Source organism: Nafulsella turpanensis ZLM-10, assembly GCF_000346615.1.
Classification (GTDB): Bacteria; Bacteroidota; Bacteroidia; order Cytophagales; family Cyclobacteriaceae; genus Nafulsella; species Nafulsella turpanensis.
Window position 1 is genome coordinate 74,995 of sequence record NZ_ANNU01000032.1, and the last position, 26,932, is coordinate 101,926.

A 26,932-nucleotide genomic window follows, 5' to 3' on the forward strand; every position below is an offset into this window, starting at 1 on the left:
TAATTCTTTATATATTGCCTTTTAGAAACCGCTTAGGGTGCAATTAATGATGTTAAAAACAGGCTATAAACCTTGATTTTAGCCACAAAATTAACAGATTTTACATTACCAATTTAGCAATGGCGCGAATAAAATATTACTACGATACAGAAACCTGCCGCTACGAACGAATTAAAAGAGGGAAATGGGACGTGTTCCTGAACTTCCTCGGCTTCCTGTCAGTATCCTTTATTCTTGCAGTTGGAATTGTAATGGCTTACAATGTATACTTCGACTCTCCAAAGGAAGCCATGCTCAAAAAGGAGAACGAAGAGCTCCGCCTTTATTACGAGATGATGGAGAAAGACATCAGCCGCCTTAATGAAATGCTTGCCGTACTCCAGGAGCGCGACGACAATATTTACCGGATTATTTTTGAGGCCGACCCTATCCCCTCTACCATCCGCCAGGCCGGTGTGGGTGGCACGGAACGCTATAAAGACCTGCTGGAAAAAGGCCTCACACGGGAAGACCTGATCCTGAGCAACCGTAAAAAAATTGACCAGCTAAAGAAGCAAATGTACATCCAGACCAAGTCGTACGATGATATCATCCGGATGGCCAATGATAAAGAAAAAATGTGGGCTTCTATCCCCGCTATTCAGCCTATTTCTAACCAGGAACTGAAGCGAATGGCCTCGGGCTTTGGCCTGAGAATGCACCCCATCTATAAAGTGCGGAAAATGCACACCGGCTGCGACTTCTCTGCCCCACGCGGTACTCCTATTTATGCTACCGGCGACGGAGTGGTTAAAGTGGTGCGCTCCCAGTATGGCGGCTATGGAAAACAGGTAGAAATTGACCATGGCTATGGCTATGTTACCAAATATGCCCACCTGGATAAATTCAATGTAGAAAAAGGCGACAGTGTTAAAAGAGGAGAGGTTATTGGCTATGTTGGAAATACCGGCAGCTCTACTGCCCCACACCTGCATTACGAGGTAATTAAAGATGATAAGAAGGTTAACCCGATGAACTTCTTCTTCCAGGACCTCAATGCTGAGGAGTATGAGAAGCTGCTCGAGCTGGCATCCAGGGAAAACCAGTCGCTGGGGTAAAATCATGGCGACCATCTCTTACAGCTAAGCGCCCCCTTTCTTTCCATAAAACCGGGCCTTCCGAAGGCTGCTTTCTCTTTTTCTGCTCAGGCTGGATAAAAAAAGCAGCCGGGCCTTTTGCCGGCAGCTAAAATTTTATTACTTTCTCATTCATGAAGACCCACCACCCGCTCCTTCTGCTGGCTATGCTTTCCCTGCTTGCTGCCTGTAAAACCAGTGCACCCAGGCAGGCGACGACTCCTGCCATTACTACCGACACTACCACCTACTATATAACACAGGAGGGCGATACACTACCAAACCTGCATACCGAAGTACCTGTTGATATGTTCAGAGTTTGGAAAGACACCGTTACCACTATTGGAGTCGGCGATATTATGCTGGGCACTAATTTCCCGGACTCCAGCTACCTTCCGCCCGACAGCGGCCGCTATCTCCTTGCCGGGGTGGCCCCCATTCTGCAGCAGGCCGACCTTACCTTTGGCAACCTGGAAGGGGTACTGCTCGATAGTGCCGGAACACAAAAGCATTGCAACAACCCGGATGTTTGCTACCTGTTCCGGATGCCCGAATACCTGGCGGGCCACTTAAAAGAAGCTGGCTTTGACCTGATGAGCACGGCCAATAACCATGCAGGTGATTTTGGCGATGAAGGGAGGTTCAATACCATAAAAGTACTCGACAGCCTCGGCATACAGCATGCAGGCTTGCTGCAGCAGCCTTTTGTGTTGTTTGAGCATTCCGGTGTGCGCTGGGGAATGGCTGCATTCTCTCCTAATGTAGGCACGCAAAGCATCAACGATCATGAAGCGGCCAGCCAGATCGTCGCCCACCTCGATTCACTTTCCGACATTGTCATAGTTTCTTTTCATGGCGGGGCCGAAGGAAACAAGTACCAGCATGTAACACGCGAAACAGAAGAATTTTATGGAGAAAACCGGGGGAATGTGTATAAATTCTCCCACAGGATGGTCGATGCAGGTGCCGACATTATTTTTGGACACGGCCCCCATGTTACCCGTGCAGTAGAGGTGTACAAAGACCGCTTTATCGCCTACAGCCTAGGCAATTTTGCCACCTATGCCCGCTTTAACCTGCGGAACGAAAATGGCCTCGCCCCCATTGTAAAAGTCTATATAGGACCAAAGGGAAAGTTTTTCAAAGCCGAGGTAACGCCCATTATTCAAATAGGCGAGGGAATTCCTGTTATAGATGAAGAAAAGCGGGCTATAAAAATTCTTCAAAATCTTACAAAGGAAGATTTCCCTGAAGTACCTTTGCAGATAACCGACGAAGGCATCATCTTTCAACAACCGAAACAGTAACTCTCACGGATGGCTTATAAAGAGAAAAAAATTGAGAAAAAATATTTTTCCATAGGCGAGGTTGCGACGCAGCTGAATGTTGCCACTTCGCTCATCCGCTTTTGGGAAAATGAGTTTGATATTATAAAGCCAAAGAAAAACCGAAAGGGTAACCGGCAGTTTACCAGGGAGGATATTGAAAGCGTAAAGCTGATTTACCACCTGGTAAAAGAAAAAGGCTTTACACTACAGGGAGCAAAGGAAATGCTCAAAAATAACCAGAAGAACATACAGGATCGCCTGGTCCTTATAGATTCCCTGAAGGAAATACGATCTTTCCTGGTAGAAATGAAAAATAACATGCCCTAATGGATGAGCAGAAGCTGTACCAGGTCGCCCTCAGCCTGATTCCCGGCGTAGGGAATCTCCTTACAAAAAATCTGATTAGCTACTGCGGCTCTGCCAAAGCAGTTTTTTCAGCTCCTAAAAGCAAGCTGAGCAAAATCCCCGGCATTGGTCCTAAAACGGCCGAAAGCATTATTCAAAACCGCTTTCTGCAACAGGCTGAAAAAGAGCTGGCAGCCGCAGAAAAGCATGATGCCCAAATACTGGCATATACCGATAAAGAGTACCCATACCGCCTCAAACAAGTTCCCGACGCCCCCACCATTCTATTCTACAAAGGCAATTCGGCGCCCGATTCGGCCAAAACAGTGGCCATTGTAGGTACCCGCCAGGCAACTCCTTACGGAAAACAGCTTTGCGAGCAAATTGTAGCCGAACTCCTACCCTACCAGCCCCTCATTATCAGCGGGCTTGCCTATGGCATAGATATTATTGCCCACAGAGCTGCTCTACGGAATGGTTTGCCTACCCTTGGCGTGATGGCCAGCGGACTGGACATTGTATATACCCTTCGACGCATAAGAATACTGCGCAGGAAATGCTTAAGCAGGGTGGGCTGCTGACGGAACATGGCTTTGGCTCCCAACCCGAAGCGTTTAAATTCCCCGCCCGTAACCGCATTATAGCCGGACTGGCCGATGTGGTTATCGTGGTAGAGGCTGCTGCCAAAGGAGGTGCTCTTATTACCGCCGATATTGCCAGCTCTTACGACAGAGAAGTTTTTGCAGTACCCGGCCACCTTACCAGCCCCTACTCAGCAGGCAGCAACCAGCTTATTAAAAGTTCAGTGGCTCACCTTTTCACCTCCGTGGCAGATCTGGCCCAGGTTATGAACTGGTCCACCGACAATACCCCTTCCCCGAAAGAAGCCTTGCTACCGGAGAATCTGGAGCTCACAGAACAGGAAGCACAGGTGGTTCTTCTACTAAAAGAACACCCGAAAGGCCTGCAAATAGATGAGCTAAGCTGGCGGGCACAGATTCCGGTGGGGCCGCTGTCGTCTGTCCTACTTACCCTGGAGTTCCGCAGTATCGTCCGGAGTTTTCCGGGTAAAAAGTTTGCTTTGGTGTAACAAAAAAGCTCCGAAGGATTCCTCCGGAGCTAATCTCATCATTCATTACACATTCAAAGGCGAAAAATCATCCCTCTTTCATAAAGCACCGCTGATTGCAGCGCTCCCGTATCACTTCATATGCTTTTATATCGCCCAATTCACCTGCTTTACTCAAATCCAAGCATCCAGCCTCTAATTGACCATGCTCAATTCTCAGAATACCTCTGAGAAAATAAGCATCAAGGTTTTTAGGGTTTATTTCAATAATCTTTGAACAGTCATTAATTGCATCTTCATAAGCTTCCAGTTGCTGCTTAGCCATGCCCCGCTTGTAATAGGCTTCTACATTACTATCGTCTAATTTAATGGCTGAGGTAAAGTCTGCAATAGCCCCATAATAATCCTGCAGCTCGAACTTGAGGCTTCCACGCTGGAAATAAGCATCGGCCATATTCAGGTTCAGCTCTATGGCTCTGTTATAATCCTGCATGGCCCCGTGCAGGTCTTCGAAACCTTTTTTGGCATTTCCTCTCATATAATATGCCTGGGCAAAAGAAGGATCGGTTTCGATGGCCTTATTAAAATTCATGAACGCTTCCTTATAGTCTTTCGAATCGTAGTATTTGCTTCCTGATTCGAGGAAGGCTACTGCGCTTTGGCTGAAGGCTCCTGTTACAGAGAAAAGAAAGAAGCCTAGGGCAAGGGTGGAGAGATAAATCTTTTTCATAAGGATGGAGGCCTGGAAATCAATAATTGATTATGGCACTAAGGTAAGTGCTCCTCAGGAGGGTTTCCTTACCATTAACCCCCATTCCTTTTCCGTGTAATGTTTGCGGCAAAATTTACTAAATTCTACATCACAAAAATTTCACGGGCCAGCTTTAAACTTTGCTGCAGGGCCTCTTCATTGAGTGGATGCGAAATATTCTCTTCAGCGATATACCGGATTAGTTCTTCGGTGGGTAGGTTCCCTACCAGCTCATCTTTTGCCATTGGGCAGCCCCCAAAGCCAAGGAGGGCACCGTCAATTCTGCGGCAGCCAGCCCTATAAGCAGCATCTATTTTGGTATAGGCATCACTACGGAGGCTGTGGAGGTGCACTCCCACCTCATTGTCAGGAAACTGACGACTAATGGTATCAAAAAGCTCACTTATCTGGGCCGGGCTGGCCGAAGCAATTGTATCTGCAAGAGAAATAATTCTTATCCCTCTCTGGCTTAACTTTTCAGTAAATTCCTCCACGACTCCTACATCATAGGGGTCGCCATAAGGGTTACCAAATCCCATGGAAAGGTAAGTTACCAACTCTTTTCCTGTCTGCTGGCTGAGGTTCTGGATATCTTCCACCACCTGCAGGGCTTCTGCAATACTTTTGTTGGTGTTCCGTTGCTGAAAAGTCTCGGAAAGGGAGAGCGGAAAGCCCAGGTAGTTTATTTCCGGGTGGCGTACTGCATCCTCCGCACCACGATAGTTTGCCACAATGGCCAGAAGTTTTGAGCGGCTGTTACGCAAATCCAGCCCTGCCAGTACCTCTGCGGTATCGCGCATTTGGGGAATGGCTTTAGGCGATACAAAACTGCCGAAATCGATGGTATCGAAGCCTACCTGCAGCAGTGCATTAATATAAGCGACCTTTTTTTCGGTGGGAATAAAAGTTTTGTACCCCTGCATGGCATCGCGGGGGCATTCAATTATTTTAAGTCCTGAATTTTGAGTCTGGGGTTTTGAGTCCTGAGCCATGTTTAAGGTTCTAATTTGCTGTTACGCTTATTTAAAGTTTATAAACCTGCCTTTCAGTATGCAAGTGTGAAAATTAGAAAATGAGCGGGCAATTACAAGTTTTCAGGCCACAAATCCATCTCCCCAATAACCACACCCTGCACTTCTGCACCAGAGGATGCAGAAGTGCAATTAAATGTATACCCTCTCAGGACCCCCTACTCTGGACCGCAGCGGCGGACCGTTAAAAAAGGGCTTCGGCAATTTTACGAACTGAGTAAGACTTGCCCATGGAGTAATAATGCAGGCATGGCACTCCATACTCCATTAGCTCTTTACTTTGCTGAATAGCCCACTCAATTCCTACCTGCCGCGCATCTTTATTATTCTTGCACTTTAAGAGCTCCTTGCTTAAGGCTTCGGGTAAATCGAGATGGAAGATCTGGGGCAACACTGTTAAGTGAGAGGTAGTGGTAATAGGCTTCATTCCCGGGATGATAGGGACATTTATTCCCTCGGCCCTGCACATTTCCACAAACTGGAAGAATTTCTGGTTATCGAAAAACATTTGCGTTACCACATAGTCTGCCCCTGCTTCTACTTTTTTCTTCAGGTAATAGATATCTGTTTTTAAGTTCGGAGCCTCCATGTGTTTTTCAGGATAACCGGCTACTCCCACACAGAAATTAGTTTTGGTTCTACTCTCAATCTCCTCATCGAGATATACCCCGTTATTCATGCTCTTTACCTGCTGGAGCAGGTCCAGGGCATAAGGGTGTCCTTCTTCATGAGGCACAAAACGCGGCTCTGACTTTATGGCATCGCCCCTCAGCACGAGCACGTTCTCTACCCCAAGATAGTCCAGGTCTATCAGGGCATTCTCTGTTTCTGATTTGGTAAAGCCACCGCAGATGATATGGGGGACGGTATCGACATGGTAGCGGTTCATGATAGCCGCACAAATACCCACGGTGCCAGGCCTTTTCCGCACCGTTATCCTTTCCAGTAAGCCATTTTCCCTTCGCTTATAAATAAATTCTTCCCGATGGTAGGTAACATCTACAAAAGGAGGCTTAAATTCCATCAGCGGGTCCATATGGCTGAACAGGTTCTGAATGGTTTCGTCCCGCAATGGTGGCAGCACTTCTAAAGAAAATAAGGTTTTTTTCGCGTTTTTTATATGGTCAGTAACTTTCATTGTTGGGTTTAATGGATCGAGAGTTTTCAGATTTAGACGTGAGACACGAGACGTGAGATAGGAGACTTAATATTGGCACGGCAAAACGCCCGCTCTCCTATCTCAAATCTCACATGTCCTGTCTCTGATATATCAGGCTTCAACTTTTTCCCTGACTTCAGAAGGTTCATAATTTAAATTAGGTGAAAGCCAGCGTTCCAGTTCCTCAACGGTCATATTCTTTCTCCTGGCAATATCCTCTACCTGATCGCGGCCTATTTTACCGAGGCCAAAGTATTTGGAATCCGGGTGAGAATAGTAGAGCCCGCTTACTGAAGAAGCCGGGTACATGGCCAGGCTTTCGGTTAAGCCAATGCCTGTCTGGGCTTCGCAGTCCAGTAATTCGAAGAGGGTGACCTTTTCGGTATGGTCCGGGCAACCGGGGTAGCCAGGGGCAGGGCGAATGCCCTGATACTTCTCCCGGATGAGACTTTCGTTGTCCAGCGATTCCTCCGCCACATAGCCCCAGTATTCGGTTCGCACTTTTTTGTGCATCAGCTCAGCAAAGGCTTCGGCCAGACGGTCAGCCAGGGCTTTGGTCATAATACTGTTGTAGTCGTCGTGGTCTGCCTCAAATTTTTGAACCAGTTCATCCAGCCCGATGCCTGCCGTTACTGCAAAGCCGCCGATATAATCTTTAAGGCCTGTTTCCTGCGGGGCAAGAAAATCGGCAAACGATAAGTTAGGCGTACCTGCGGGCTTTTCGCTTTGCTGGCGGAGGGTATGGAAGCGGCTCAGCTCCTGTCCGCGTTCATCATCGGTGTATAAAACAATAGTATCGTCCTCTTCGGTATTTGCCGGGTAGAAACCGATAACGGCCCGCGCTTCGAGTAGTTTTTCATCAATTATTTTTTGAAGCAGTTCCTGGGCATCTTCGAAAAGCTTTTTGGCGGCCGGCCCTTTTTCCGGATCATCCATAATTTTAGGGTAGCGTCCTTTCATCTCCCAGGCATGGAAGAAGGGAGTCCAGTCAATATAAGGCACCAGCTCTTCGAGCGGAAAGTTTTTGAAAACCTTTGTGCCGAAGAATTCCGGTTTAGTGGTTTTGGTTTCCTCCCAGTTTACCTGGTGTTTGTTCTTCCGGGCATCTTCTATGCTTAGGTAGCGTTTATCGTTCTGGCGGTTTTTATGCCCCTCGCGAACTTTGGTATACTCTTCATCAATTTTTGCCTTGTACTCCGCACGCTTTTCTCCTAAAAGATTTTGCGCTACCGGCACACTTCGTGAGGCGTCGGTTACATGTACCACCGGGCCATCGTAATTAGGAGCTATTTTAACCGCAGTATGAATACGGGAAGTGGTTGCACCGCCAATCAGGAGCGGGAGGTTCATGCCACGGTTTTGCATCTCCTGGGCTACATATACCATTTCATCGAGCGAAGGCGTAATCAGTCCGCTCAGGCCAATCATATCCACCTGGTGCTTCTCAGCTTCTTCCAGTATTTTCTGCAATGGTACCATTACCCCCAGGTCTATCACCTCATAATCGTTACAGGAAAGTACCACGCCCACAATATTTTTACCGATGTCGTGGACATCGCCTTTAACGGTAGCCATCAGTATTTTGCCGGCATTCTTGCGGGTGTCACCTTCCTCTTTTTCCTCCTCCATAAAGGGCAGCAGGTACGCCACGGCTTTTTTCATTACCCGGGCACTTTTTACCACCTGTGGAAGAAACATTTTTCCGGAACCAAAAAGGTCGCCTACTATGCCCATTCCATCCATAAGAGGTCCCTCAATAACATGGAGTGGCTTGTCCAGTTTTTGGCGGGCTTCTTCCGTATCTTCAACAATATATTCTGTAATACCTTTAATTAAGGCATGGCTGATACGCTTCTCCACGGGCTCCTCCCGCCAGGCAAGGTCTTTTTCCTGCTTCTTACCTTCATTATCTTTTACACTGTCGGCAAACTCCATCAGGCGCTCTGTGGCATCGTCCCTACGATTTAGCAGCACATCTTCCACCTTTTCGAGCAACTCCTTCGGCACCTCATCATATACCTCCAGCATGCTGGGGTTAACGATTCCCATGTCCATACCGGCTTCGATAGCATGATATAAAAAGGCTGAGTGCATCGCCTCTCTTACCGGGTTATTCCCCCGGAAGGAAAAGGATACGTTACTGACTCCACCACTAACCATGGCGTGTGGCAGGTTTTCCTTGATCCATTTAACGGCCCGGATATAATCCACTGCATAATTGTTATGCTCTTCCATACCGGTACCTACGGTGAGGATATTCGGGTCGAAGATGATGTCCTGCGGCGGGAAACCTACTTTATCTACAAGAATATCGTACGACCTCTTGCAGATTTCGATGCGTCGTTCGTAATTATCGGCCTGGCCTTTTTCGTCAAAAGCCATTACCACCACAGCAGCACCGTATTTTCTGACCAGTTTGGCCTGCTTAATAAAGTTCTCCTCCCCTTCCTTGAGGCTAATGGAGTTTACAATGCTTTTCCCCTGGGTACATTTTAAGCCTGCTTCAATAACCGAAAACTTAGAGGAGTCGATCATCACCGGAAGTTTGGCAATATCAGGCTCGGAAGCCATCAGGTTCAGAAACTTCTGCATTACCTCGGCCGATTCGAGCATTCCTTCATCAACGTTTACATCAATGATTTGAGCGCCACCTTCTACCTGGTCGAGGGCTACGGTGAGGGCCTCTTCATATTGCTCGTTTTTAATCAGGCGGGCAAATTTGCGGGAGCCGGTTACATTGGTTCTTTCCCCAACATTTACGAAGTTGGTTTCCTTGGTTACCCGCAGGGCTTCCATACCACTGAATAAGGGGTTCATTCTTTTTTCCGGCAAAACACGGGGAGCATAACGGACTGCCACCTCAGCTACCTTGCTGATGTGTTGTGGCGTGGTACCACAACAACCTCCAACAATATTGAGCAAGCCTGCCTTTGCAAAATCCTCAATCACGGCAGCCATTTCTTCGGCCGACTGGTCATATTCTCCAAACTCGTTCGGCAAACCTGCATTAGGATGAGCACTGATGTGAACGGGGGCAATACGTGATAGTTCCTCGATATACGGGCGCAGCTGCTTCGCGCCAAGCGCACAGTTAAGGCCTACGCTCAGGAGCGGCATATGCGAAATGGAGGCCCAGAATGCCTCTACGGTTTGGCCGGAGAGCGTACGCCCACTGGCATCGGTAATAGTACCGGACACCATGGTAGGAATATCTTTTCCTGTTTCCTCCAGGTAAGTACTAATGGCAAAAAGAGCCGCTTTACAATTAAGTGTATCGAATACGGTTTCGACCAGGAAGAGGTCCACACCTCCTTCGGCCAGGCCTTTTACCTGCTCAGTATAAGCTTCTACGAGCTCATCGAAGGTAATGGCGCGGTAGCCGGGGCGGTTTACATCGGGCGAAAGAGAGGCGGTACGGTTGGTCGGACCAATGGAGCCTGCCACAAAACGAGGTTTATCAGGTTCTCTGGCAGTGTACTCATCGGCCGCTTCGCGGGCAAGGCGGGCCGATTCATAATTCAGCTCATATACCAGCGGTTCCATACCATAATCGGCCATGGCAATAGATGTACCGCTAAAGGTATTGGTTTCGGCAATATCGGCTCCTGCTGCAAAATACTCTTTATGGATATTTCTGATAACATCCGGTCTGGTTAAGGATAGAAGGTCATTATTACCCTTAAGGTCGCTGGGGTAGTCTTTAAAGCGTTCTCCCCGGAAGTCCTCTTCCTCTAATTTATGTCGCTGAATCATTGTACCCATGGCACCATCGAGCACCAGAATTCTCTGCTTCAGAATTTCTCTAATATCCTTTTTCATCAAAAATAAGTGTTTGTAATGGCCAGGCTCAGCAGGAAAGAAAACGGTAGGAAGGAAAAAAAGTGGTAAGCTTATCTTCTTCCGCCGAAGCGAAACTGGGAATTAGCACCAAGCTAAACAAGGTTGCTAAGAGGTCAAAGGGCCCAATCCCTCACTCTTTCCTGATAAGTTATTTCAATAACAATAATAGCCAATAAAATTTATTATAAATATGCTTTCTCTATTTTATTTGAGCTAAATGCTGAAAGGCTCCTTCCGGCATTCATCATTTATAAAAGTATTACCTATTTTTGGGTAAAATGTTTAAAAAACAGCCGTTTATTAGCAAAACATAATAACCTGAGCTTTGAAATTAGCCGCCATCGATATTGGCTCCAATGCCATCCGTCTGCAAATAACCAATGTTACCCTCTTTAAAGGACAAACACTTTTTAAAAGACTGGAATATGTTCGTTTCCCTCTTCGCCTGGGGCAGGATGTCTTTTCCAGCGGCTCGCTGAGCCCGAAGAGCCAGCAGAAATTTATTAAGCTCATGAAAGCTTTCAAGCTGTTGCTGGAGCTTTACGAGGTGGATGCCTTTTATGCCTGTGCTACCTCTGCCATGCGCAATTCCGACAATGGAGCAGAACTGGCCGCAAAGGTGAAAAAAGAGGTAGGGCTGGAAATCCATATCATTGATGGCGAAAAAGAGGCAGATATGATTAACCTTGCTCTTTCCAATTTTATTCCTAAGGGTCTTTGCCTGCACATCGATGTTGGCGGCGGAAGTACGGAACTTAACCTGTACCACAATAAGGAGAAGGTAGATGTCTGCTCTTTTAACGTTGGCTCTGTGCGCATACTGCAGGGTAAGGACAACCCGGCGGTCTGGGCCGAAATGCAGCAGTGGATCAATAAAAGGGTACTGAAATACCATGAGCATGTTACCGCCCTGGGCACGGGCGGCAACATCAACAAAATTTATTCCATGGCAAAGAAGAAGCCAGGCAAGCTTATGTCCTTAGCGAAAATTAAGGAAATTAAAGCACTGATTGAGTCTTATGATTTGGAAGAACGCATCCACACCCTGCAACTGAACCCCGATCGTGCCGATGTAATTGTGCCTGCCTCCGACATTTATATTAAAGTAATGGACTGGGCACGCACTAAAAGCATCCTGGTGCCTGATGTCGGGCTCAAAGACGGGGTAATGCATTACCTGTACGAGAAGCACCGGTCTTAATCAAGAGCCTGGGCCTGCTGCAGCTCTTCCTCAAATAACTTTACCTCGTGGATGTCATGCTGCCGCACTTTATAAAACTCCCTGTGCAGGTTAAAAGGCTCCTCCCCTTCGTCCGGCTGTACTTTTTCGTAATGCCCATCTTCCTTCAGCACGTAACTGTTAACATTATCGCGCAGGTTGTAGAGCAGAATATTCATGGCTTCTTTACGGATATTTTTATCCAGAACAAGGAAGAGTGACTCCAGTCGCCGATCGAAGCTTCGAACCATCATATCTGCACTGCCTCCATATACCTTTGGCTTGCCTGCCTGGTGGAAGTAATACAAACGGGCATGTTCGAGAAAATCGCCCACAATAGACTTCACCATAATATTCTCACTCAGACCTTCCCGTTCAGGACGCAGGCAGCATATACCTCTTACCACGAGCTTAATAGGAACTCCTGCCTGCGATGCTTCGTACAGTTCATCGATTGTCTGGCGATCTTCCAGTGAGTTAACCTTAATAACCATGCCCGAGGGAAGTCCCTGCCGTGCATTTTCCGCTTCCTGCCGAATGAGATCAATCAGCTGCTCCCGCATGCTGCCAGGGGCTGTAATCAGGTTTTTATATGCTTCGGGGTTGGAATGCCCGGTAATTACGTTAAAGAATTCCGACACATCGTGCGCATAAATTTCATTTGTGGTGAGCAGACTTAAGTCGGTATAGAGGCGGGCGGTATTTTCATTGTAGTTACCACTGCTCATATGTACATAACGGGTAACTTTGGCCCCCTCCTTCCGCACAATCAGCATCAGTTTGGTGTGTGTTTTAAAGCTGCTGATACCATAAATAACAAAGCAGCCGGCTTTTTGCAGCTTCTGGGCCTCGCGAATGTTATTTTCTTCATCAAAGCGGGCTTTTACCTCGAACAGGACCGATACATTTTTACCATTTTCAGCCGCTTTCAAGAGGGCGGCTGTAACGCGCGAATCGTCTGCCAGCCGGTAAATAGTGATTTTAATGGCCAGTACCAGTGGATCTTCTGCAGCCTGCTCCAGCAAGCCCAGCAGCGGTTCTATACTATTGTATGGATGGTGCAGGAGTATGTCCTTATTCTTGAGTACATCAAAAATACTTTCCGACAGGTCATGATCCGGATAAGAAAGTGGGGGCACAAACGAGGGCTGCACGGGCAGACGATCCCTAAATTCGTTATGGAATACAATCTGCATGAGAGAACTGAAGTCAATCAGGCTGTCTTCACTGATTTCAAAAATATTTTCCTCCTCCAGTTCCCATCGTTTTTTCAGCAGGTTCAGCATCCACTTATCATACCCTTCTTCTATTTCAATCCGCACTACCCTACCAGTCTTGCGGGTTTTGAGCTTTCTCTTTATTTCTTCAAGGAAATTAGTGTCAATTTCATCGCTCTCTTCCAGGGTAAAGTCCCCGTTGCGGGTAATGCGGAAGAGGTTAACTGACAGGATCTCTACATTTCTGAAGAACTTGGCAATATACTTTCGAATAATTTCCTCAATCGGAACGAAAATAATTACTTCCTCTCGCTCCACTTCATAAAAGCGCGGCAGGTTCTGAGGAATCTGGATAAAAGAAAGCTTCCGGTGCTTCTTTTTATCGCCGGGGTTTTTGGTTGTTACTCCAAAAATCAGCAGGCGGTTCATGAGAATCGGAAAGGTGTGATAACTATCGAACACCATTGGGGTAATCATGGGGTAGATAGTTTTTTTAAAGTACTGCTCTACCTGTGCATGCTCCTCCGAACTCAGACCGTCGAGCTTACAAATCTGAAAGTCATTTTCTTCAAAATAGGGCTTTAATTCCTGCTTATACAGCTCGTGTTGTTCTGTATGGAAGCGCTGCAGTTCAGCAAAAAGCCTCCGCTTAAAAGGCACCTCCCGCAGTCCGGAGTAATCGACCCGCTCGCGATTATAATCGATGTAGTTGTATAAACTCCCCACCCGAATCATGAGAAATTCATCAAGATTGGAGTCAGTGATTGACAAGAATTTTAACCGCTCAAAAATTGTACGATTTCCGGAATGTGCCTGGTCCAGCACCCGTTCATTAAATTTCAACCAGCTAATATCACGACTGATATAGCGGCTGTTGTTTATCATGGAAGAAACTCGGTCTATTCTTACCATAGTTTAAAAAAGTCTTCAGTTTAAATTCCGGCCCACTCCTCCACGAGGGGCACTTTAAAAGCAAAAGCCTATCCATTAGCTGAATAGGCTTTATTTTCTTTTATAATTTTATTTATAGGATAGCCTACACATCCAGCTTTGCATATTTAGCATTGCGTTCAATAAAATCACGGCGAGGAGCTACTTCATCGCCCATTAGCATAGAAAACAGGTGATCTGCCTCTGCGGCCGAATCAATGGTTACTCTTTTCATGCTTCGGGTATCCGGATTCATGGTGGTAGTCCAGAGCTGTTCCGGGTTCATTTCACCTAAACCCTTATAACGCTGCACACCTACCGCATCTTCTTTCCCTTCTTTAGCCATTTCTTTCACAATCCTTGCCCGATCATCTTCCGACCATGCATAGCGTTCATCCTTTCCTTTTTTAAGCAGGTAAAGTGGCGGCAGGGCAATATACAAATATCCTTTTTCAATCAGCTCCCGCATATAGCGGAAGAAGAAAGTAAGAATTAATGTACGAATGTGGGAGCCGTCAATATCGGCATCCGTCATTATAACGATTTTATGATAACGAAGTTTTTCCATATTGAGCGCTTTGTCATCATCTTCGCGGCCAAAGCTTACACCCATGGCGGTAATCATGTTCTTGATTTCCTCATTATCGTAAATTCTGTGCTCCTGTGCTTTTTCCACATTCAGAATTTTGCCTCTCAGCGGCAGTATCGCCTGAAACTTACGGTCGCGGCCCTGCTTGGCAGATCCGCCTGCAGAGTCACCTTCCACCAGATACAGTTCACTCACAGCCGGGTCGCTGTCGGAGCAGTCGGCCAGCTTACCTGGCAAGCCGGTGCCGGAGAGTACATTTTTCCGCTGCACCATTTCGCGTGCCTTACGGGCTGCCTGCCGGGCCTGTGCAGCTAAAATTACCTTTTGCACTATCTGGCGGGCTTCCTTCGGATGCTCCTCAAGATAGTTATTGAGAATTTCACTAACGCTGGCATCCACCGCCCCTATAGCATCGGAGTTTCCTAGCTTGGTCTTGGTTTGCCCTTCGAACTGCGGCTCCGCTACTTTAACGGATACTACTGCGGTAAGGCCCTCACGGAAGTCATCGCCTACAATTTCTACTTTTGCCTTGTCCAGTAGTCCTGAACGGTCGGCATAAGCTTTAAGAGTACGGGTAAGCGCGCGGCGGAAACCGCTTACGTGCGTACCACCTTCTATGGTATTAATATTATTCACATAGGAAACCACATTTTCGGTATAGGAAGTATTGTAGCTCATGGCTACCTGTACCGGAATGCCTCCTTTTTCTCCCTCTACAAAAATAGGCTCAGGGATAAGATTTTCACGAGTGCTATCGAGGTACTCAACAAACTCTTTTAAGCCGCCTTGAGAAAAGAACTGCTCATGCCTTGGCTGTCCTTTATCATCCAGTTCGCGCAGGTCGGTAAGGTCGATACGGATACCTGCATTCAGGAAGGAGAGTTCCCGCAGGCGAGTGGCTACGGTTTCGTAGCGGTAAACCAGGTCGTGGAAAATTTCGCCGTCGGGCTTAAAACGAATGGTGGTTCCTGTAAGATCCGTGGTGCCTATTTCCCTGACAGGGTACTGAGGAATTCCCTTACTGTACTCCTGCTCGAATACTTTACCGTCGCGGTGCACTTCGGCATGCAGGAGTATGGAAAGGGCATTTACACAGGATACACCTACTCCATGAAGACCTCCGGAAACTTTGTAAGTATCTTTATCGAACTTACCGCCGGCATGCAGTACAGTCATTACTACCTCGAGGGCCGAGCGTTTTTCCTTTGTGTGGTAGTCGGTAGGAATACCCCTTCCATTATCTACCACCGTAATAGAATTGTCTTCGTTGATGGTGACTTTAATATGGTCGCAATGACCAGCCATCGCTTCGTCGATAGAGTTATCGACCACTTCCCAAATCAGGTGGTGTAAGCCTTTAATGCCCACATCGCCAATATACATGGCGGGTCTTTTACGTACCGCCTCAAGTCCTTCCAGGACCTGTATATTATTGGCTCCGTAATTGTTTGCTTTTATCTCTTTCGGTTCGCTCATAATCTTTTACAAAAGACTCAAAAATACGAAATTTTATCCTTTTTAGCACCTAAAATAGTGTTTTTTATCAACTAAATATTTAGTTTTAAGTATGAAATTCATCCTTTATTCCCTGGTACTCCTTTTTTTCTCCTTTAACCTGCTGGCACAGCAGGTTAATACCATTGAGGTGCCCGCTTTAAGCCGGAACCTGAGCAGGGAAAAAGAAGAAACAGTAACAGATTATCTGGCGCGTCTGGCCAACTATCCGCATAAAGGCCTCATTGAGCAAATCAGTTTGAAGAATTGTAATTTACGGGAAATTCCCCAGTTTATAAAGCACTTTGGCAGGTTAGAACATTTAAACTTTTCCGGCAATCGGCTAGCGGTATTACCTGCCTGGCTGAATGATATGCCCCGGCTGACTTCGCTTAAGCTCGAGAAGAACGGTCTGACTGAAAGGAAGCTCATTATTAAGAGAAATCACACCATTAAAAAGCTATACCTGGGCTCCAATGAACTAAACAAAATGCCGCGAAAACTCCACCGCCTGAGAAAACTGGAAGAGCTCTCGCTGGAAGATAATCAGCTCCGCCGCCTGCCAGGGCGAATTGGCAGGGTCCGCTCTCTTCGCAAACTCCGGCTAAATCGCAATCCACTGGAACTACACAGGCAGGCATTTCGTCCGCTGAGGCGCATCACACGCCTGGAAATGAACCAATGCCAGCTCCAGTGCCTGCCAGAGAGCATAAAACGCCTGAAGAATCTGGAAAATTTAAGCCTGGCAGATAACCAGTTAAGCTGCCTGCCAGCAGAGGTGGGCCAACTACGAAATCTGGAGCAAATAAGCCTGTACCGCAACCGGCAGACTGCTTTTCCCCGCTCTTTACTAGAACTGGAAAAACTGGAGGCGCTGGATCTCTACTACAACCAGCTGGACGCTATTCCGGAAGAGATTGAAAAGTTAAAGAACCTCAAAATGCTGTTTGCCGCCCACAACCAGCTCCACAGCCTCCCCTCCTCATTAGGAAAGCTGGAAAAATTACAGGAGTTGTACCTCCACCATAATTTACTTACTGAAATTCCTGCAAGTTTAGGAGAGCTTCATCAGCTGGAAGTCTTACACCTCAACCACAATTACCTGCAGGACTTCCCGGAACCTATCCTCCAACTCAACAGGCTAAAGGACCTTGATATTTCGCATAACCAGCTGCAGTCTATCCCTACCTCCATCACCAGATTGCCCTCACTTCACATTCTTTACCTTTGCTGCAATGCACTTGATGATGAGGAAAGGACACAACTTCAACAACAGCTGGAACTGCTAGCTCAAAAAGGGATAACCATTCAGCCCCTGATAAGCACGGAAACTAAATAAATCAGAAACCCGGTCTAAAAAACTAACTCTTTTAATTAATAGGTGTTGGAGCGTAGCATTACAAGTGTACAGCCATATACAGTTTCGATTCCCTTAGAACGGGCTTTTTTATCCAGCTCCGTATTTTCAGTTCCGGGGTTAAAAATGATACGCTTCGGATTCAGCCCCAGGATATAGTCATACCACTCCGGCTGGTTTTGCGGCCCCAGGTAAAGGGTTACCGTATCCACTTCCTCCACCTTCGGGTGTCCCCTGAGGTCCTGAATAGTTTCACCTGCTACTTCACCTTTTTTAATTCCCAGAGGCACTATTTCATGCCCATAGTCCGTAAGCATATTTGCGGCTATATAGGCATAGCGGGATGGATTGTTGCTTGCGCCAATTACTACTGTCTTTTTATTCATATCTCTAATTCTCTTTTCGTTATCCTTTTTATTGTCTAAACGAAAGGAAAACGGGTTGGGTTAATCTCTGGAAAAACCCACCTTCCAAGCACCCGTTTTACGGCTAATGCATGGCTTCTATTTTTCAAAATCCTCTGTCGCCGTTCTCACCCCGGCATAAATAGCCGCAAGAGACTCGGCACAGCGCTCTCCATCCATGGCTGCCGAAACAATACCGCCGGCATAACCTGCTCCTTCTGCACAAGGGAATAACCTCTTCAGTTCAATATGCTCAAGGGTTTCGCGCTCACGCGGGATTTTTACCGGAGAGGAGGTTCTACTCTCCACACCTATAATCTGCGCCTCATTACTGAGGTAGCCTTTCATTTTTTTTCCGAAATCCTTAAATGCCTGTTGCAGCCTTCGGGAAATATTGGGTGGCAATACCTCGTGCATATTGGCACTTACAAGGCCTGGCTGATAGCTGGTATCCAACAGACTGCTACTCACCTTTCCCTCCACAAAATCCTGCATTCGCTGGGCGGGGGCAGCCTGTGTACCACCTGCCATTGCACACGCCTGCTGCTCTACAGACTGCTGAAAGCGGAGGCCGGCCAGGGGACCATATTGATGAAATTCCTTCAACTCATCTGGCTCCACCGCCACAACAATACCCGAGTTGGCAAACTTTGAATTTCGCCTGCTGGGGCTCATGCCATTTACCACCACCTCGCCCGGGGCTGTAGCCGCCGGAACAATAAAGCCTCCCGGGCACATGCAAAAAGAAAAGACGCCCCGCTTTCTTCCTTCCCACATCACCTGGCTTACCAGCGAATAAGAAGAGGCCGGCAACCATGGGCCCCGGTCCTCACAGTGGTACTGAATGCTATCTATCAATTGCTGGCTGTGTTCGATCCGCACCCCAAGTGCATAAGGCTTATTTTCAATCAGCACCTTTTTCCGCTGCAGGAGCTCAAAAATATCGCGGGCCGAATGGCCGGTGGCCAGGATAACGCCCAAACCTTTATGCCGCTCACCATTGGCCGTAATAACCCCTTTAAGTTCTCCTCCTTCAATTATCAGGTCATCTACCCGGCAGTCGAAGTGCACTTCTCCTCCTGCCCGGATGATACTTTCGCGCAGGCTTTCTACAATTTTGGGTAGCTTATTGGTACCGATATGAGGGTGGGCATCGACCAGAATCTGCTCAGTTGCGCCATGGGCTACCAGTATTTCCAGAATTCGCCGCACATCGCCCCGCTTTTTAGAGCGGGTATACAGTTTTCCGTCGGAATAGGTACCCGCCCCTCCTTCCCCAAAACAATAGTTTGATTCGGGATTTACCGTATGCTCTTTATTGATGGCTGCCAAATCCCGCCGGCGGCTTTTCACATCTTTTCCGCGCTCGAAAACAACAGGTTTTAATCCCAGTTCTACCAGCCGTAGGGCGGCAAACAGGCCAGCCGGACCGGCACCTACCACCAGCACAGGAGTAGCATCTTTTACCGAGGGCAAGTCGAGCGAGTAATTAATCAGCGGCGGAGGTGTTTCCTGCACCCACACTTCTGCCTGAACTTTTACTTTTACCTGCCGGCCGCGGGCATCGATTGAGCGACGCAGGGGGCGTATATGCACCTCCTTGGCAGAAAGACCAATTCCTGCAGACTGGCGGGCCAGCTGGTTAAAAAGAGTTTCATTGAAAGCCTCTTCGGGCTTTAAGGTGAGTTCTATTATTTTATGCATAAGCGGTAAGGTGGTTATCCTTAAAAGGCTGCAAATGTAACAATAAAAGAGGTGAAATTAGTTTAGGAGGGAATGCCCGAAATAAAGCGGATTACTTCAGCCGGTTAAAGGCATAGCCGAGATTGAAGCCAAAGCGAATAGGAACGGAAAAGTTTCGCTGGCTAACATTCCCAAACACCGACTCGTCCAGCTCCTCTTCTGCATAATTTTTACTGATATAGCGGTAGCCGGCACCAATTCCCAGGAAAACATCCAGCGTCACCCCCTTCCGGCCGGCATCTCTGGTAATTCTGTTTCCGAAAACAACGCTGTATTCTACTTTTAGCTCATCCATCGAAACAGCGCCATCACGACCTAAGGAAGGATTATCTGTCTGGTGAAAATGCATAATGGGACTTACCCGAAATTCATGACCATAATAGAACATTCCCAGTTTATCTTCTGGCTGGTAAAACTTCTGCTTAACGGCAAAAGAGAAGCCCTGGTAATATTCACCGCCAGCCTGGACCAGATCATGATGTTGAAAAAAAGGCTTCCGCAGGTAGGTAAGCTGAAGGTCGTACCCCAGACGTTCCTGAATATAATATTCCACGGAAACAGGCAAACTTCCATGCAGAGGAGCAAGGGGGTTGGTAGCCAGAATAAGGGCTTTAAATTCGCCGATCTTAGGCTCAAAGTTTCTGAACCTGGTTACCTTAAACCGGTATTCAGGTTTATCTGAGCCTTCGGGCTCCTTTTCCTTTTTATCTTCCACAATTTTATACACCGGTGCATCATTTTCATAATACACCTTGTAAAAACCCGACAACTCTCCGGATTTCTTATACATCTTCCACACCTCTACTCGCTGGCCATTTTCCACCAGCCCTTCCATATTTTTACTGCCATCTGGATAATAACCGATATAGGTGCCACGGCCATTTTCAAAACTGGCTTTACCCTCCAGCCGACCATTCGGATAATAGTACAGCCACTCCCCCTCATTTTTATCATCCTTAATCATACCAATGGTTTTTAAGCGCCCATTTTGATGAAACTCCTTATACTCCCCTTCCCCTTTTACAAAATTCCCTTCTCCTTTGTAATCGCCCCAGCGGTTGTACAGCACCCAATAACCATCTTTCTGCCCTTCCTGCATTTTCCCTTCTGAGCTTAACTGGCCATTTTTATGATAGAACCGCCAGTCACCCTCACGGAGTCCATCGGTATACACTCCTTCTGCAGCCTTTTCTCCATTGGCATGGAAATAAACCCATTTACCCTGGCGGGTACCGTTTAAATAACTTCCCTTTGCCTCTATCGCTCCGTTCGGATGGTAAAATATCCATTCCCCTTCACTTTTCCCGTCAATGTATAATCCCTCTGCCTTGAGCTCTCCGTTGGGATAGAATTCTTTGTAGGTTCCTTTACCATCCTCATAAAAAGCCTGCGCTTTAAGAGAACCATAGCCCCCCTGCTGGCTTTCATAGAAATAATTCCAGATACCTACCATCCGGTTATTAAGGTATTTCCCCTGTCGTTTAACACTGCCGTTTTCATAGTAATGGGTCCAGAAGTCCTGTCGCTGCCCATCGAAAATAGGGCCTTCCATACTCAGGTTTCCATTTTCGTAGTAGTACTTCCAGTGGCCAAAGTTAGAGCCATCCTTAAGCTCACCTTTCATTTTAGGGTTTCCACTTTCATAGAAATACTCCCAGAAGCCGGTGGCCTGGTTATTACTGTAAAAACCTTTTTCCCTGAGAGCTCCGCTTACATAATAAGAAGAGTATGGACCCTCCAGTGCCATGCTGAGGGTGTCTTCCACATAAAAAATCTCCTTTACTACCTTCTGGTTCTGGTCGTAATAGACTATAATTTTCCTGGACTGCCCCATTGTTAGAACAGGAAGCAGCAAGAAAAAGAGAGGCCATATAAAGAGATGGAAGCGCAAAGTAATACTTGTAAACTCTGCTAAAATAGTACTATTTTTTTATTCCTGAAAGGCTATTCACTAATAGAAGAAGAAGGTGGCTAAAAAACATTTCACCCGCAGGAGCAAGAGGAGAAGATCGTCCAGTTTAAAGCCTTATTGTTTTTTTACCTGCTGCAGAACCCACGACTTTCCCCACTCTTTTTTCTCTTCCTCCGACCATAGCTCAGGGAAAAAGATAATCCGCTGAAAGCGGGGCGGCAGATACTTTTGCCAGTTCGTACCACCTGTAGCCGCAATGGTTTCCGGGTCGCCCTGCAGGTAGCGAACGGCCGACTTATAATGTGAGAGCGGCCAGTGTACATTGGCCAGGTGGTCAAATTCGCGCAAGGCTTCTTTAATTTCCTCTTCCTCCTCCGCTCCGGCTATATGTTGATGGTACACCTTGTAAAGATTCGTATCCTGCTTGGCTTTAATTGTTTTGATAAAAGTATCGCGATACTTCTCTTCGAACTGCTGAAGGGTAAGGGTCTTTTTTCCTGTTTTGAGTTCAGTGGCTCCTTTCTGCCAATACACACTCTGGATGAGTTCTTCTTCAGTGTATTTTTCTGGCAGGCTTTTCCTGTTCTCCTCTGGCAGCAGGTTTTGCAGATCAGTGGCATATATTTCAATCAGACGGTACTGGGCCGACTGAAAGCCACTGGCAGGTAGCAGGGACATACGGAAGTTCAGGAACTGCTCCCGCTCCATGCCATCTACCATAATGTCGAAAGAATTGACCAGGTGCTCGAAATAACGATTTACCCTCTCTATTTTCATCAGGAATCGTTTCGCCGAAAACTCTCCCCCACTGGTTAGCTGCTCCAGCTCCCACAGAATGAGTTTGAAATACAACTCAGTTATCTGATGGTACATGATAAAAATCTTCTCATCCGGGTATTTCGTACGGGGCTGCTGCAGACTCAGCAGGGTATCCAGATTGATATAGTCCCAATAGTTCAGGTAATCGGCATGGAGGAGCCCGTCGAGGTAAGCAGACATATCCTGCCCCATCGCCTCAAACTTCTCCTCCAGTTTCTTGATTTTTTCTACTATATTGGGGTCTAAATTTGAAGAATCCATCTGACAATTCTTATTTTTAACTGAATTGTAAAGGTGAGAATTATATTGTTTTAAAAAAAGTCAAGTATGTCAGTACACAGCGCAGAAGACTCCAAAAAAACTGGTAAACGCAATTTTAACGACCAGTTTGAGTCACCCGATTTTTACGCGATAGACGACCTCCTCACCGAAGAGCACAAACTGGTTCGCGCCTCTATCCGCGATTTTGTAAAAAAAGAAATCACGCCTAACATTGAGGATTGGTGCCAGAAGGCGCATTTCCCTTACGGAATTGTGCGGAAGTTTGGTGATGTAGGTGCTTTTGGTCCTACTATACCGGTTGAATATGGCGGAGGGGGTATGGATTACATCTCCTATGGTTTGATTATGCAGGAAATTGAAAGAGGTGACTCGGGCATGCGATCAACGGCATCGGTGCAGGGCTCCCTGGTGATGTACCCCATTTACAAATTCGGCTCAGAGGAGCAGCGCAAAAAATACCTGCCTAAACTGGCTTCGGGCGAATGGCTGGGCTGCTTTGGCCTCACAGAACCCAACCATGGTTCTAACCCGGGTGGCATGCTTACCAACTTTAGAGACATGGGCGACCATTACCTGCTGAATGGCGCCAAAATGTGGATTAGTAATTCTCCTAAAGCCGATGTGGCCGTGGTATGGGCCAAGAATGAAGAAGGCCGCATCCACGGGCTGATTGTAGAGAGAGGAATGGAAGGCTTCAGCACTCCTGAAACACATGGTAAATGGAGCCTTCGGGCCAGCACAACCGGCGAACTGGTATTCGATAATGTTAAAGTACCCAAAGAAAACCTGCTTCCCAATAAAAGCGGATTAGGCGCACCACTTATGTGCCTCGATTCAGCCCGATATGGCATCAGCTGGGGTGCATTAGGTGCCGCAATGGACTGCTACGATGCTGCCCGCCGCTACTCCCTGGAACGGATACAGTTCGACAAACCAATCGGTTCTTTTCAACTGGTACAGAAAAAGCTGGCCGAGATGCTGACGGAAATTACCAAAGCACAGCTCGTTTGCTGGCGCCTGGGCAAACTAATGGACGAAGGAAAGGCGACCACCGCCCAGATTTCCCTTGCCAAACGTAACAGCGTAGCCATTGCCCTGGACATTGCCAGAGAAGCCCGCCAAATCCACGGCGGCATGGGCATAACAGGCGAATACCCCATGATGCGCCACATGATGAACCTGGAATCGGTACTTACTTATGAAGGCACACATGATATCCACCTCCTCATACTGGGTCATGAGATTACAGGTATACCTGCTTTTAAATAAGATGGTGACAGAGGAGGAGGAATGTTCTTGTAGAAGATACTTTTACCCTTTCTTCAGCCATTACTGGTATCACTCTTTTAAAATAAAAAGCGCTGGTGGTTAAAACCCACAGCGCTTTTTAATCTATGTCTCAGCCCTTAACGCTACTCCACCACTTCACCTTTTAAAGTAACGGTTTGAGTAGGCGCCAAAGGATCGTTACTGAAAATAGTTACTGTTTTATACTGGTTACCCCTGCGGCCTTTTGTGTCAAAAGTTACTTTGATATTGCTACTTTCGCCTGGCGCCAGGGTATCTTTTTCAGGCGCAGAAACCGTACAGCCGCAATTTGCCTTTGTTTTGCGGATATTTAAAGGCTGCTTTCCGGTATTGGTAATCTGGAAGGTTGTCTCAACCAGTTTTCCTTCATTTACTTTTCCAAATTCGTGTACTGTCTTATCCAGTTGCAGGCGGGGAGCCTGGACAATTTCCTCCTCTGTCATGGGTGGAAAATATTCTTCAATGGTCGCCATCACGCTGAAAACCTTCTTATTGTGCGGCTCAGCTTCATTGGTAAAGAGTTCCAGGTTATCTGATACCCAACCGAGTTCGTTTCTGGCTTTTACATCATACGTAAGCATTACTTCTCCACGGCCCTTCGGTGCGATTTCTTTGGGACGGAAACTCACCTTAATATGCTCCGGAGCAGTAAACTCTTCTTTAAAAACCAGCGGCTCTTCACCCTGATTATACACTTCAAACACCTTCGTAACAGGTGCCTCGGTAGTGACTTTCCCCATATTAAAGCCCCGGTACTTAACTCTAAGATTACCCAAAGCTGCAGGGAAGTCGTCTTCGGCTGTGCGTGGACGAGGTTTTACAGTGCCTTTAATGGTAAGTATTACAACATTAGGATCTGCAGAGGTAGTAACTGTAAGGGATTTATTGAATACCCCGGGGCGGTTCATAGGGTTATATTCCGCCACTACAATACCTTTTTCGCCAGGGGCTACTTCTTCTTTAGTCCAGTCAGGAGTGGTACACCCGCAGGAAGCCTGCACGGCCAAAATCTTTACAGGTACCTCTCCGGTATTGGTAAACTCAAAAGTATGCTGCACAGGTCCCTCCTGCTCCGGTACTACGCCAAAATCATGTATTTTTTCCGGAAACTCCACCCGGGCCAGCTTTTTTTCGAAACCTTCACGTTCCACAATTTGCTGGGCACCTGCCTCCGGCGTGAGCGTAGTAACCATTAAGGCAAATAGCAGGCACACACTTATTTTCTTCATATTCAATTTCTGTTAATCCTGTTTAAACAAAGGTGAATTTACAAATAGTTACAGCTTTGTACAACAATAAAGCGCAGTCAAAAAACAGGCCAGAGAAAAATGCCTGTAAGAATTGGCCGGAAAATTTACATTTTATTCCGTATTTAGCACCTGCTTTATTTATTTTGCAGAAAAACATTCAATAATGGCAAGAATACTTACCGGAATACAAAGCTCAGGCCGGCCGCACCTGGGCAATATTTTAGGCGCAATCGTACCGGCTATTGAACTGGCGAACGATACTAAAAACGAATGTCTCTTTTTTATTGCCGACCTGCATTCGCTCACCACCATTAAAGATGCAGAACAGCGACAGGAAAATATCAATGCTGTAGCAGCTGCATGGCTGGCCTTTGGGTTCGATACAGACAAAAATATGTTCTACCGCCAGAGCCATATTCCGGAGGTGTGCGAGCTTACCTGGTACCTGAACTGCTTTACCCCTTTCCCGATGCTGGCCAATGCCCACTCGTTTAAGGATAAGTCAGATCGCCTCGCCGATATAAACGCCGGCCTCTTTACCTATCCGGTACTCATGACGGCCGACATTATTTTATACGATGCAGAGTTTGTACCCGTAGGGAAAGACCAGAAACAGCACCTGGAAATGGCGCGCGATATTGCCAGTGCCTTTAACAACCAGTATGGTGAAACCTTTGTACTGCCCGAACCTAAAATAGATGAAAATGTAATGACCGTACCTGGCACCGACGGACAAAAGATGAGTAAGAGTTATGGCAATACACTGGACATCTTCATTCCCGACAAGCAGTTGCGTAAACAGGTAATGGGCATCGTTACCGATAGTACGCCGCTTGAAGATCCAAAAGACCCAAATACCGACAATGTCTTTGCTCTTTACAGCCTTTTAGCAACACCTGAGCAGCAGCAGGAAATGCGCAAAAAATATGAAGGAGGTAACTATGGGTACGGACATGCCAAGCAGGAGCTATTCGAGCTGATTATCAGCAAATATTCTAAGGAGAGAGAGCTTTATAATTTTTATATGAACAACCTCCCGGAGCTGCACAAAAAGCTGGAAGAAGGGGAAGCAAAAGCCCGTGAAGTAGCGCACCAAACTTTAGCCAAAGTGCGGGAAAAGTTAGGCTACCGCTCATAAAACAAATAAATGACAACAAAAGAAAGGCTGCCCTGAGGCAGCCTTTCCTGTCTATTTCTCATAACACAACCTATTTCATTAAAAGCGTCTGCCGCAACACCCGTTCACCTTTTAACACCAGCACATAAGCTCCCTTTGGCCAGGTGGTGTGGTTCACATTCCATCGGCACTTTTCTTTACTATCCGGAACGATAAAAGAATGCCCCGCAAGCCTGCGCCCACGGCAATCGAAAATAGAAGCATAAAACACTGCTTCCTCTCCCTGCCCTGGAAAATCGACCCAAAGGCCCTCTGCGTCCAGGCAAGTAGTATTTTGTGAATTTTTTGCCATCTTCTGCTGTTTTATTTTCTCTTCCCTACATTTTCCTCTATAAAGGTACTTGAGCTGTAAGAGGGGTTCAATACCTAAAATGAGGTATATTGAGGTACGTTAAGGTGAAGCAGGAAAGCAAAAATGAGGTAACAAAAGCCTTTTCCCTCCACAAGTGCAGAAAACACCTTTAGTCGCATGGCCACAAATAAAAATAAAAAAGACCACCTGAAATGGTAGTCTTTTTTACTGTTTAAAATGTCCCGTCCTGAAATAGCGATACACAAAAAGAAACGTTATGAGACAAGGAGAAGAGCCAGAG

21 protein-coding genes and 1 riboswitch are annotated in these 26,932 nt (G+C 46.8%); of the genes, 9 read left to right on the plus strand and 12 right to left on the minus strand.

Going from position 1 to position 26,932, the window contains the following annotated elements; genetic code table 11:
* The first annotated feature begins 119 nt into the window (after positions 1 to 119).
* From F752_RS0113180 to F752_RS26900, 5 genes are all read left to right on the plus strand, one after another.
* Positions 120 to 1,097: a M23 family metallopeptidase gene (locus tag F752_RS0113180; RefSeq protein ID WP_017732215.1), complete on the plus strand. Its 978-nt coding sequence runs from the start codon at positions 120 to 122 to the stop codon at positions 1,095 to 1,097.
* Between the two features lie 152 nt (positions 1,098 to 1,249).
* On the plus strand, positions 1,250 to 2,422 hold the full coding sequence (locus F752_RS0113185) for a CapA family protein (RefSeq protein ID WP_017732216.1): 1,173 nt from the start codon (positions 1,250 to 1,252) through the stop codon (positions 2,420 to 2,422).
* A gap of 9 nt (positions 2,423 to 2,431) precedes the next feature.
* Complete coding sequence (locus tag F752_RS0113190) at positions 2,432 to 2,770, plus strand: MerR family transcriptional regulator (protein WP_017732217.1); 339 nt, start codon at positions 2,432 to 2,434, stop codon at positions 2,768 to 2,770.
* Positions 2,770 to 3,369: a DNA-processing protein DprA gene (locus tag F752_RS26895; protein WP_316928876.1), complete on the plus strand. Its 600-nt coding sequence runs from the start codon at positions 2,770 to 2,772 to the stop codon at positions 3,367 to 3,369. Before F752_RS0113190 ends, F752_RS26895 begins: the two co-directional genes overlap by 1 nt.
* The gene (locus tag F752_RS26900) at positions 3,345 to 3,878 is read left to right on the plus strand and encodes a DNA-processing protein DprA (protein ID WP_316928877.1); all 534 of its coding nucleotides are present in this window, start codon (positions 3,345 to 3,347) and stop codon (positions 3,876 to 3,878) included. The genes F752_RS26895 and F752_RS26900 overlap by 25 nt, the downstream gene beginning before the upstream one ends.
* Before the next feature lie 67 nt (positions 3,879 to 3,945).
* Here F752_RS26900 and F752_RS0113200 read toward each other — a convergent pair whose 3' ends face one another.
* From F752_RS0113200 to metH, 4 genes are all read right to left on the minus strand, one after another.
* A complete protein-coding gene (locus F752_RS0113200) occupies positions 3,946 to 4,587 on the minus strand; it encodes a tetratricopeptide repeat protein (protein WP_017732218.1) in 642 nt (213 codons plus the stop codon).
* Positions 4,588 to 4,712: 125 nt separating this feature from the next.
* Positions 4,713 to 5,600: a hydroxymethylglutaryl-CoA lyase gene (locus F752_RS0113210; RefSeq protein WP_017732219.1), complete on the minus strand. Its 888-nt coding sequence runs from the start codon at positions 5,598 to 5,600 to the stop codon at positions 4,713 to 4,715.
* A 223-nt stretch (positions 5,601 to 5,823) separates the two neighbouring features.
* Positions 5,824 to 6,777, minus strand: a complete 954-nt coding sequence (metF, locus tag F752_RS0113215) for a methylenetetrahydrofolate reductase [NAD(P)H] (protein WP_017732220.1) — start codon at positions 6,775 to 6,777, stop codon at positions 5,824 to 5,826.
* Between the two features lie 132 nt (positions 6,778 to 6,909).
* Positions 6,910 to 10,617 (minus strand): methionine synthase, encoded by a 3,708-nt coding sequence (gene metH, locus F752_RS0113220; protein WP_017732221.1) that lies wholly within the window; start codon positions 10,615 to 10,617, stop codon positions 6,910 to 6,912.
* Positions 10,618 to 10,685: 68 nt separating this feature from the next.
* A riboswitch (SAM riboswitch) is annotated at positions 10,686 to 10,788 on the minus strand.
* Positions 10,789 to 10,963: 175 nt separating this feature from the next.
* Between metH and F752_RS0113225 the strand changes: the two genes are divergently transcribed.
* Complete coding sequence (locus F752_RS0113225; RefSeq protein WP_017732222.1) at positions 10,964 to 11,839, plus strand: Ppx/GppA phosphatase family protein; 876 nt, start codon at positions 10,964 to 10,966, stop codon at positions 11,837 to 11,839.
* On the opposite strand, the gene ppk1 is transcribed toward F752_RS0113225, so the two are convergent.
* Both ppk1 and gyrB read right to left on the minus strand, forming a co-directional pair.
* The gene (ppk1, locus tag F752_RS0113230) at positions 11,836 to 13,986 is read right to left on the minus strand and encodes a polyphosphate kinase 1 (RefSeq protein ID WP_040664603.1); all 2,151 of its coding nucleotides are present in this window, start codon (positions 13,984 to 13,986) and stop codon (positions 11,836 to 11,838) included. The two genes, F752_RS0113225 and ppk1, sit on opposite strands and share 4 nt — an antisense overlap.
* A 124-nt stretch (positions 13,987 to 14,110) precedes the next feature.
* Positions 14,111 to 16,069: a DNA topoisomerase (ATP-hydrolyzing) subunit B gene (gene gyrB / locus F752_RS0113235; protein WP_017732224.1), complete on the minus strand. Its 1,959-nt coding sequence runs from the start codon at positions 16,067 to 16,069 to the stop codon at positions 14,111 to 14,113.
* Positions 16,070 to 16,160: 91 nt separating this feature from the next.
* Between gyrB and F752_RS24130 the strand changes: the two genes are divergently transcribed.
* Positions 16,161 to 17,426: a leucine-rich repeat domain-containing protein gene (locus tag F752_RS24130; protein WP_017732225.1), complete on the plus strand. Its 1,266-nt coding sequence runs from the start codon at positions 16,161 to 16,163 to the stop codon at positions 17,424 to 17,426.
* Positions 17,427 to 17,461: 35 nt separating this feature from the next.
* On the opposite strand, the gene F752_RS0113245 is transcribed toward F752_RS24130, so the two are convergent.
* From F752_RS0113245 to F752_RS0113260, 4 genes are all read right to left on the minus strand, one after another.
* On the minus strand, positions 17,462 to 17,830 hold the full coding sequence (locus F752_RS0113245) for a CoA-binding protein (protein WP_017732226.1): 369 nt from the start codon (positions 17,828 to 17,830) through the stop codon (positions 17,462 to 17,464).
* A 117-nt stretch (positions 17,831 to 17,947) separates the two neighbouring features.
* Positions 17,948 to 19,552, minus strand: a complete 1,605-nt coding sequence (locus F752_RS0113250) for an NAD(P)/FAD-dependent oxidoreductase (RefSeq protein WP_017732227.1) — start codon at positions 19,550 to 19,552, stop codon at positions 17,948 to 17,950.
* A gap of 91 nt (positions 19,553 to 19,643) precedes the next feature.
* Positions 19,644 to 21,425, minus strand: coding sequence for a toxin-antitoxin system YwqK family antitoxin (locus F752_RS0113255; RefSeq protein WP_017732228.1), 1,782 nt, complete (start codon positions 21,423 to 21,425; stop codon positions 19,644 to 19,646).
* A 192-nt stretch (positions 21,426 to 21,617) separates the two neighbouring features.
* Entirely contained in the window at positions 21,618 to 22,583 is a 966-nt protein-coding gene (locus F752_RS0113260; protein WP_017732229.1) for a tryptophan 2,3-dioxygenase family protein, read from the minus strand.
* A gap of 66 nt (positions 22,584 to 22,649) precedes the next feature.
* Between F752_RS0113260 and F752_RS0113265 the strand changes: the two genes are divergently transcribed.
* The gene (locus tag F752_RS0113265) at positions 22,650 to 23,873 is read left to right on the plus strand and encodes an acyl-CoA dehydrogenase family protein (protein WP_017732230.1); all 1,224 of its coding nucleotides are present in this window, start codon (positions 22,650 to 22,652) and stop codon (positions 23,871 to 23,873) included.
* 143 nt (positions 23,874 to 24,016) lie between these two features.
* Here the strand turns inward: F752_RS0113265 and F752_RS0113270 are convergent, their stop codons facing one another.
* A complete protein-coding gene (locus F752_RS0113270; protein ID WP_017732231.1) occupies positions 24,017 to 25,141 on the minus strand; it encodes a DUF1573 domain-containing protein in 1,125 nt (374 codons plus the stop codon).
* Positions 25,142 to 25,325: 184 nt separating this feature from the next.
* Here F752_RS0113270 and trpS point away from each other — a divergent pair, with 184 nt between their 5' ends.
* Entirely contained in the window at positions 25,326 to 26,300 is a 975-nt protein-coding gene (gene trpS, locus F752_RS0113275) for a tryptophan--tRNA ligase (protein ID WP_026135733.1), read from the plus strand.
* A gap of 70 nt (positions 26,301 to 26,370) precedes the next feature.
* Here the strand turns inward: trpS and F752_RS0113280 are convergent, their stop codons facing one another.
* Positions 26,371 to 26,631, minus strand: coding sequence for a hypothetical protein (locus tag F752_RS0113280; RefSeq protein ID WP_017732233.1), 261 nt, complete (start codon positions 26,629 to 26,631; stop codon positions 26,371 to 26,373).
* Positions 26,632 to 26,932: the final 301 nt, after the last annotated feature.

Bases quoted from the DNA above. Each gene is read 5' to 3' on its own strand.
- F752_RS24130 (WP_017732225.1), top strand. From the start codon at position 16,161: ATGAAATTCATCCTTTATTCCCTGGTACTCCTTTTTTTCTCCTTTAAC.
- trpS (WP_026135733.1), top strand. From the start codon at position 25,326: ATGGCAAGAATACTTACCGGAATACAAAGCTCAGGCCGGCCGCACCTG.
- F752_RS26900 (WP_316928877.1), top strand. From the start codon at position 3,345: ATGCTTAAGCAGGGTGGGCTGCTGACGGAACATGGCTTTGGCTCCCAA.
- metH (WP_017732221.1), bottom strand. From the start codon at position 10,617: ATGAAAAAGGATATTAGAGAAATTCTGAAGCAGAGAATTCTGGTGCTC.
- F752_RS0113245 (WP_017732226.1), bottom strand. From the start codon at position 17,830: ATGAATAAAAAGACAGTAGTAATTGGCGCAAGCAACAATCCATCCCGC.
- F752_RS0113210 (WP_017732219.1), bottom strand. From the start codon at position 5,600: ATGGCTCAGGACTCAAAACCCCAGACTCAAAATTCAGGACTTAAAATA.
- F752_RS0113185 (WP_017732216.1), top strand. From the start codon at position 1,250: ATGAAGACCCACCACCCGCTCCTTCTGCTGGCTATGCTTTCCCTGCTT.
- F752_RS0113260 (WP_017732229.1), bottom strand. From the start codon at position 22,583: ATGGATTCTTCAAATTTAGACCCCAATATAGTAGAAAAAATCAAGAAA.
- gyrB (WP_017732224.1), bottom strand. From the start codon at position 16,069: ATGAGCGAACCGAAAGAGATAAAAGCAAACAATTACGGAGCCAATAAT.
- F752_RS0113250 (WP_017732227.1), bottom strand. From the start codon at position 19,552: ATGCATAAAATAATAGAACTCACCTTAAAGCCCGAAGAGGCTTTCAAT.
- F752_RS0113265 (WP_017732230.1), top strand. From the start codon at position 22,650: ATGTCAGTACACAGCGCAGAAGACTCCAAAAAAACTGGTAAACGCAAT.
- F752_RS0113280 (WP_017732233.1), bottom strand. From the start codon at position 26,631: ATGGCAAAAAATTCACAAAATACTACTTGCCTGGACGCAGAGGGCCTT.
- F752_RS0113180 (WP_017732215.1), top strand. From the start codon at position 120: ATGGCGCGAATAAAATATTACTACGATACAGAAACCTGCCGCTACGAA.
- F752_RS0113190 (WP_017732217.1), top strand. From the start codon at position 2,432: ATGGCTTATAAAGAGAAAAAAATTGAGAAAAAATATTTTTCCATAGGC.
- F752_RS26895 (WP_316928876.1), top strand. From the start codon at position 2,770: ATGGATGAGCAGAAGCTGTACCAGGTCGCCCTCAGCCTGATTCCCGGC.
- F752_RS0113255 (WP_017732228.1), bottom strand. From the start codon at position 21,425: ATGGGGCAGTCCAGGAAAATTATAGTCTATTACGACCAGAACCAGAAG.
- metF (WP_017732220.1), bottom strand. From the start codon at position 6,777: ATGAAAGTTACTGACCATATAAAAAACGCGAAAAAAACCTTATTTTCT.
- F752_RS0113200 (WP_017732218.1), bottom strand. From the start codon at position 4,587: ATGAAAAAGATTTATCTCTCCACCCTTGCCCTAGGCTTCTTTCTTTTC.
- ppk1 (WP_040664603.1), bottom strand. From the start codon at position 13,986: ATGGTAAGAATAGACCGAGTTTCTTCCATGATAAACAACAGCCGCTAT.
- F752_RS0113270 (WP_017732231.1), bottom strand. From the start codon at position 25,141: ATGAAGAAAATAAGTGTGTGCCTGCTATTTGCCTTAATGGTTACTACG.